Genomic DNA, 6,739 nt, shown 5'->3' with positions numbered 1-6,739 from the left:
CGGCGTCGCTTGCTTGCGCGTAGCTTCAGCTACGCGACTGCGCTGCGCTCCTTGCCGGCGGGCTCCTCCGGGCGATCGAGGCCATTGCCGCTTATGGGTCTGGACCCTGACTTATTGCGGAGCGGCGAGGAAACTGCATAGATGCCTCATCAATGGGAGGATTTGCATGAAATCGTTGGTGATGATGACGACAAGCGCGCTGTTCCTGGCGCAGAGTGCGCTGGCGGAGACGCCCGCGCTGCGCCCCGATCAGCAGGCGTTCCGCGCAATCTATCAGGAGCTTGTCGAAACCGACACCAGCATCACCACCGGCAGCTGCACCGCGCTCGCGGCGAAGATCGGCGCGCGGTTCAAGGCGGCGGGGTTCAGCGACAGCCAGATCACCTATTTCTCGGTCCCCGAGGCGCCCAAGGAGGGCGGGGTGGTCATCGTCTATCCCGGCACGTCGCAGGCGGTGAAGCCGATGCTGCTGCTCGGTCATATCGACGTCGTCACCGCGAAGCGCGAGGACTGGACGCGCGATCCCTACAAGATGATCGAGGAAAAGGGCTATTTCTACGGCCGCGGCACCGCCGACATGAAGGCGATGGACGCGATCTGGATCGATACCTTGCTGCGCTTCAAGGCGAGCGGCTATAAGCCCAAGCGCACCGTCAAGCTCGCGCTGACCTGCGGCGAGGAAACGACCGGGGCGTTCGACGGGGCCGAATGGCTGTCGAAGAACAAGCCCGATCTGATCGCCGCCGAATTCGCGCTCAACGAGGGCGGCGGTGGCCGCGCGGGGCCGGACGGCAAGCCGACCGTGATGACGCTCCACGTCGGCGAGAAGATCGTCCAGAATTACCGGATCGAGGCGACCAACCCCGGCGGGCACAGCTCGATCCCGATCCCCGACAATGCGATCTACGAACTGGCCGATGCGCTGGTGAAGATCCGCGCCTATGAATTCCCGACCCAGCTCAACGACACGACCCGCGCCTATTTTGCGCGCTCGGGCGCGGCGCGGAAGGACGAGGTCGGCGCGGCGATGATCGCGGTCTCCAAGAATCCGCAGGACGAAGCGGCGGTGGCGGTGCTCAACAAGGATCGCTCCTATCATTCGATGCTGCGCACCACCTGCGTCGCGACCCTGCTTGACGGCGGGCATGCCAATAACGCGCTGCCGCAGCGTGCCGGCGCCAACATCAATTGCCGTATCTTCCCCGGCAACGATGTCGAGGCGATCCGCGCCGATCTCGAAAAGGCGATCGGCGACCCGCGGATGAAGGTAACGCTGGTGCCGCCGATCCGCCCCGCGGCGGTGCCCCCCAAGCTCGATCCGAAGATCGTCGCGCCGGCCGAGAAACTGGTCGCCAAATATTATCCGGGCGTCCCGCTGGTGCCGGTCATGTCGACCGGGGGGACAGACGGTATCTATCTGGAAACGATCGGGATTCCGTCCTACGGCCCGCCGGGCCTATATGGTGATGCGGATAGCGGCGCGCATGGTCTCAACGAACATGCGCGAGTCGATGCGGTCTATAAGGGGCGCGATTTCCTGTTCGATCTGGTCAAGGAATATGCCGGCGGCAGTTGAGCCGTGGCGGTCGCGCGCTGAATTGCGACGGCCTCCGTGCTTCGACTTCTAAGGCGTTGATCGAATTATCTTTCAGATGATACAATGCCGATGCGGGGTCTTGTGCGGAGGCTGTCAATGGATAGGAAATTGGCGAGCGAACGCGATTCCGAACAAAAGGCGCTGGCGGCGCGGTGGAGCATCGCCGCCGAGGCGATCGAGGCCTTGGCCGGTGCCCGTTCATTGGAAGCGGTGGTGAGCGTGCTGCGCGCCTTCGCACGTCGCGCGGTGGGCGCGGACGGCATCACGGTGGTGCTGCGCGAGGAAGATCAATGCCATTATATCGCCGAGGATGCGATGGAACCCTTATGGACGGGCCAGCGCTTCCCGATCGGCACCTGCGTCTCGGGCTGGGCGATGGAGCATCACGAGACGGCGGTGATCGGCGATATCTTCGATGACGAGCGCGTGCCGATCGAAGCGTATCGCAACACCTTCGTCCGCTCGATGCTGATGGTGCCGATCGGCCAGATCGATCCGATCGCCGCGGTCGGCGCTTATTGGTCCGAGCTCGGCCAGCCGACCGACAATGAGATCACCTTGCTCGAGGCGCTGGCGCGCGCGGCCTCGGTGGCGTTGGAAAACGAACGCCTGTCGCGCCGCGCGGGATATTAGGGTCCATCCGGCTTTCTTGTGCTCCCGCGAAGGCGGGAGCCCAGACACGATCACCCCGCGCGCTCGAAGATCGCGGCGATCCCCTGGCCGCCGCCGATGCACATCGTTTCGAGCCCGTAGCGCCCGCCGCGCCGCTGCAGCTCGCGGGTGAGGTTGGCGAGGATGCGCCCGCCGGTCGCGCCGATCGGGTGGCCGAGCGAGATCCCCGAGCCGTTGACGTTGAGGATGTCGCGGCGACCGTCCTCGTCCGACCAGCCCCAGCCCTTGAGCACCGCGAGCACCTGCGGCGCGAACGCCTCGTTGAGTTCAACGAGATCGATATCGCCCCAGCCGAGCCCGTTGCGCGCGAACAGCCGCTCGACCGCCGGCACCGGCCCGATCCCCATCCGCGCCGGATCGCAACCGGCGGCAGCGGCGCTGTGGAACCAGGCGATCGGCTCGAGCCCGAGTTCGTCGAGCTTTTCCTCCGCGACGACGAGACAGGCGGCGGCGGCGTCATTCTGCTGGCTGGCATTGCCCGCGGTGACGATCGCGCCGGGGATCGTCTTGCCCTCGATCGGCCTTAGCGCGCCCAGCGTCTCCATGCTGGCGTCGGCGCGATAGCCTTCGTCATGCGCGAAGATCACGGGATCGCCCTTGCGCTGCGGCACCGGCACCGGGACGAGTTCGTCGTCGAACAATCCCTTCTGCCACGCCGCCGCGGCGCGCTGGTGCGAGCGAACGGCATAAGCGTCGGCCTGTTCGCGGGTGATATCGTAGTCGCGCGCGAGATTCTCCGCGGTCTCGATCATCCCGGTGATCACCCCGAAACGTTCGACCGGCTGCGACATCACGCGCCCGCGGGTCAGCCGGTCGTGGAGCATCATCCCGCCCGCCCGGTTCCCGCGCCGGCCCTCGACGGTATAATATTCGACGTTCGACATGCTTTCGACGCCGCCCGCGACCACCACGTCGCTCATCCCGGTCTGGACCATCAGCGCCGCATTGATCACCGCCTGCAACCCCGAGCCGCAACGCCGATCGAGCTGATAGCCCGGCACCTCGATCGGCAGCCCGGCGGCGAGCCACGCCCAATGGCCGATCGCGGGCGCCTCGCCATTGCCGTAACCCTGGCTGAAGACGACATCATCGACCCGCGCCGGATCGATCTTCGTCCGCTCGATCAGGGCCTTGAGCACCACCGCGCCGAGCCGCCCGGCATCGAGGCTGGCGAGGCTTCCCCCGAATCGGCCCACGGCGGTGCGGATCGGCGCAACGATTGCGGCGCGTCTCAGGGTCATGGCGATGTCTCTCCGATTATCCTCGTCGCGCCGGCCATAGCTTGGGCGATTACGTCCCGCCACCCCGCTGCCCGAAGCGGGCATAGAGCGTCGGCAGGACGAACAATGTCAGCAATGTCGCCGAGATCAGCCCGCCGATCACGACGGTGGCGAGCGGCTTCTGGACCTCGGCGCCGGCGCCCGCGCCGAGCGCCATCGGCACGAAGCCGAGGCTGGCGACCAGCGCGGTCATCACCACCGGGCGCAATCGCTGCATCGCCCCGGCGCGCGCGGCCGCGACACGGTCCATCCCCGATCGGATGAGATCCTGGATCGAGTTGACCATGACGAGCCCGTTGAGCACCGCGATCCCCGATAGCGCGATGAACCCCACTGCCGCCGAGATCGAGAAGTCCATCCCGCGCACGAACAGCAGCAATACTCCGCCGACCAGCGCGAACGGCACCCCGGTGAAGACGATCGCGGCATCGCGCACATTGCCGAGCGCGCCGTAGAGCAACAGCAGGATCAGCACGAAGCACGCCGGGATGACGAGCTTGAGCCGCGCGCTCGCCGATTGCAGATTCTCGAACTGGCCGCCCCATTCGAGATAGTTCCCTGCGGGCAGGCGCACCTGCGCGCCGATCGTCCGCTGCGCATCGGCAACGACGCTCCCGACGTCGCGTCCGCGCACATTGGCCTGGACGACGACGCGGCGCTTGCCGTTCTCGCGGCTGATCTGATTGGGGCCGTCGATGATGCGGATCGTCGCGACGCTCGCCAGCGGGACGAACGCGCCGCCGGCGACCGGCACCTGCACGCGCGCGAGCAGCCCGAGATCGGCGCGCTGCGCGTCGGACAGGCGGATCACCACCGGGAAACGCCGGTCGCCTTCGAAGATCATCCCCGCGGTGCGGCCGCCCACAGTCGCGGTGATCACGTCCTGCACGTCCTGCGCGGTGACCCCGACCCGCGCCATCGCATCGCGATCGACGCGGATGTCGAGCATCGGCAGCCCGCTGGTCTGCTCGACCTTGACGTCGGCGGCGCCCGCCGTCTTGCGCAGGATGCCGGCGATCTGCTCCGCCGTCCGCGTCATCGCGGCGAAATCGTCGCCATAGACCTTGACCGCGACGTCGCCGCGCACCCCGGCGATCAGCTCGTTGAAGCGCATCTGGATCGGCTGGGTGATTTCATAGGCATTGCCCGGAAACTTCGCGAGTTTGCCTTCCAGTCGCGCGACCAGATCCGCCTTGGCGAGCCGGGGATCGGGCCATTCGCTGCGCGGCTTGAGGATCACGAACATATCGGTCGCGTTGGGCGGCATCGGGTCCGAGGCGAGCTCGGCGGTGCCGGTCTTGGAGAAGACGAACTTCACCTCAGGCTGGCGCGACATCATCCGCTCGATCGGCACCTGCATCGCCTGGCTTTGCTGGACCGAGGTGGCGGGGATGCGCAGCGCCTGGATCAGCAGATCGCCCTCGTCGAGCTGCGGCAGGAACACCTGACCGAGCGCGGCGAAGGCCGCCCCTGCCAGCGCGAGGCTGGCGACCGCCGCGCCGATCGTCAGCGAGGGGCGCCGCATAGCGCGGTCGAGCCCCGGTTCGTAGCGGCGCTTGAGCCACGCGATGATCCGCCCGTCCTCCTCCTCGATCTTCTTCGACAGCCAGATCGCGATCAGCGCGGGGACGAAGGTGAGCGAAAGGATGAAGGCGAAGGCCAGCGCGATGATCACGGTCAGCGCCATCGGCACGAAGGTCTTCCCCTCGACCCCGCTCAGCGTCAGCAGCGGGACATAGACGAGGATAATGATCGCCTGCCCATAGACCGAGGGCCGGATCATCTCGCGCGCCGCCGCGGCGACCGTCGCCAGCCGTTCGCGGCGTTCGAGCAGCCGTCCCCCGCGATGCTGCTGCGCGGCGAGCCGGCGCAGCGCATTCTCGACGATGATCACCGCGCCATCGACGATCAGCCCGAAATCGAGCGCGCCGAGGCTCATCAGATTGGCCGAGACACCCGCGCGCAACATGCCGAAGCCGGTGAGCATCATCGTGATCGGGATGACCAAGGCCGCGATCAGCGCCGCGCGGAAATTGCCGAGCAGCAGGAACAGCACGACGATGACGAGCAATGCGCCCTCGCTGAGGTTCTTCGCCACCGTCTTGATCGTCGCATTGACCAGCGCGGTGCGATCGAGCACCGGCTGGACCACCACATCGGGAGGCAGCGAGGCGTTGATCGCGCGCAGCCGCTCGGCGACCGCGCTCGCCACCGTGCGGCTGTTCTCGCCGATCCGCATCACCGCGGTGCCGACCACCACCTCGGTGCCGTTCTCGGAGGCGGAGCCCATGCGGATCGCCTGTCCGGTGCGCACCGAGGCGACCTGATCGAGCGTGATCGGCACCCCCTCGCGCGTCGCGATCACCGTCCGCGCCAGCTCGGCCTCGTTGCGGATCAGCGCATCGGAGCGGACCGCAAGACCCTCGCCGTTGCGGTTGATGAACCCGCCGCCGACGCTGGTGTTGCCGCGTTCGAGCGCGATGCCGAGATCGGTCAAGGTCAATCCGAGCGACGCGAGCTTCTGGACATCGGGAACGACCAGATATTGCTTGGCATAGCCGCCGATCGAATCGATCCCGGCGACCCCCGGCACATTCTTGAGCAACGGGGTGACGATCCAGTCCTGCGCGGTGCGCAGATAGGTCGCCTTGTCCTCCTCGCTCACCAGTCTCTGGCCCTCGGGGGTGATATAGCTGCCGTCGGGTTGCTGACCGGGCTCGCCGGGGCGGTGGTTGTCGTCCTCGCGATGCTGGAGCCGGACGGTCCACATATAGACTTCGCCAAGCCCGGTCGCGATCGGCCCCATTTCGGGGTTCACCCCGGCGGGGAGGTTTTCCTTCACGCCCTGCAGCCGCTCGCCGACCTGCTGGCGGGCGAAATAGATATCGGTCGAATCCGCAAAGACCGCGGTGATCTGCGCGAAGCCGTTGCGGCTCAGCGAGCGGGTATATTCGAGCCCGGGGATACCGGCGAGCGCGGTCTCGATCGGGAACGACACCTGTTTCTCGACCAGTTCGGGCGAGAGCGCGGGGGCGCGGACATTGATCTGGACCTGATTGTTGGTGATGTCCGGCACCGCATCGATCGGCAGCCGGGAAAGCGAATAGGCGCCGATGACGGCGGCGAGGGCGGTGAAAAGCAGGACGAGCCAGCGCTTTTCGACCGCCCAGGAGACGATACGGGCGATCAT

3 protein-coding genes and 1 pseudogene are annotated in these 6,739 nt (G+C 66.8%); 2 read left to right on the top strand and 2 right to left on the bottom strand.

Going from position 1 to position 6,739, the window contains the following annotated elements; translation table 11 throughout:
- The first annotated feature begins 166 nt into the window (after positions 1–166).
- Positions 167–1,576, top strand: coding sequence for a M20/M25/M40 family metallo-hydrolase (locus NED98_RS11615; RefSeq protein WP_265313103.1), 1,410 nt, complete (start codon positions 167–169; stop codon positions 1,574–1,576).
- Positions 1,577–1,693: 117 nt separating this feature from the next.
- A pseudogene (locus NED98_RS11610) lies at positions 1,694–2,209 on the top strand (GAF domain-containing protein); the annotation flags it as partial.
- A gap of 71 nt (positions 2,210–2,280) precedes the next feature.
- Here the strand turns inward: NED98_RS11610 and NED98_RS11605 are convergent.
- Both NED98_RS11605 and NED98_RS11600 read right to left on the bottom strand, forming a co-directional pair.
- Positions 2,281–3,510, bottom strand: coding sequence for an acetyl-CoA C-acetyltransferase (locus tag NED98_RS11605; protein WP_265313102.1), 1,230 nt, complete (start codon positions 3,508–3,510; stop codon positions 2,281–2,283).
- 49 nt (positions 3,511–3,559) lie between these two features.
- On the bottom strand, positions 3,560–6,739 hold the full coding sequence (locus tag NED98_RS11600; RefSeq protein WP_265313101.1) for an efflux RND transporter permease subunit: 3,180 nt from the start codon (positions 6,737–6,739) through the stop codon (positions 3,560–3,562).

Source organism: Sphingomonas lycopersici (assembly GCF_026130605.1).
Lineage (GTDB): Bacteria > Pseudomonadota > Alphaproteobacteria > Sphingomonadales > Sphingomonadaceae > Sphingomonas > Sphingomonas lycopersici.
This window is presented reverse-complemented; position numbering and strand designations above follow the sequence as displayed.

Bases quoted from the DNA above. Each gene is read 5' to 3' on its own strand.
- NED98_RS11600 (WP_265313101.1), bottom strand. From the start codon at position 6,739: ATGATCGCCCGTATCGTCTCCTGGGCGGTCGAAAAGCGCTGGCTCGTC.
- NED98_RS11605 (WP_265313102.1), bottom strand. From the start codon at position 3,510: ATGACCCTGAGACGCGCCGCAATCGTTGCGCCGATCCGCACCGCCGTG.
- NED98_RS11615 (WP_265313103.1), top strand. From the start codon at position 167: ATGAAATCGTTGGTGATGATGACGACAAGCGCGCTGTTCCTGGCGCAG.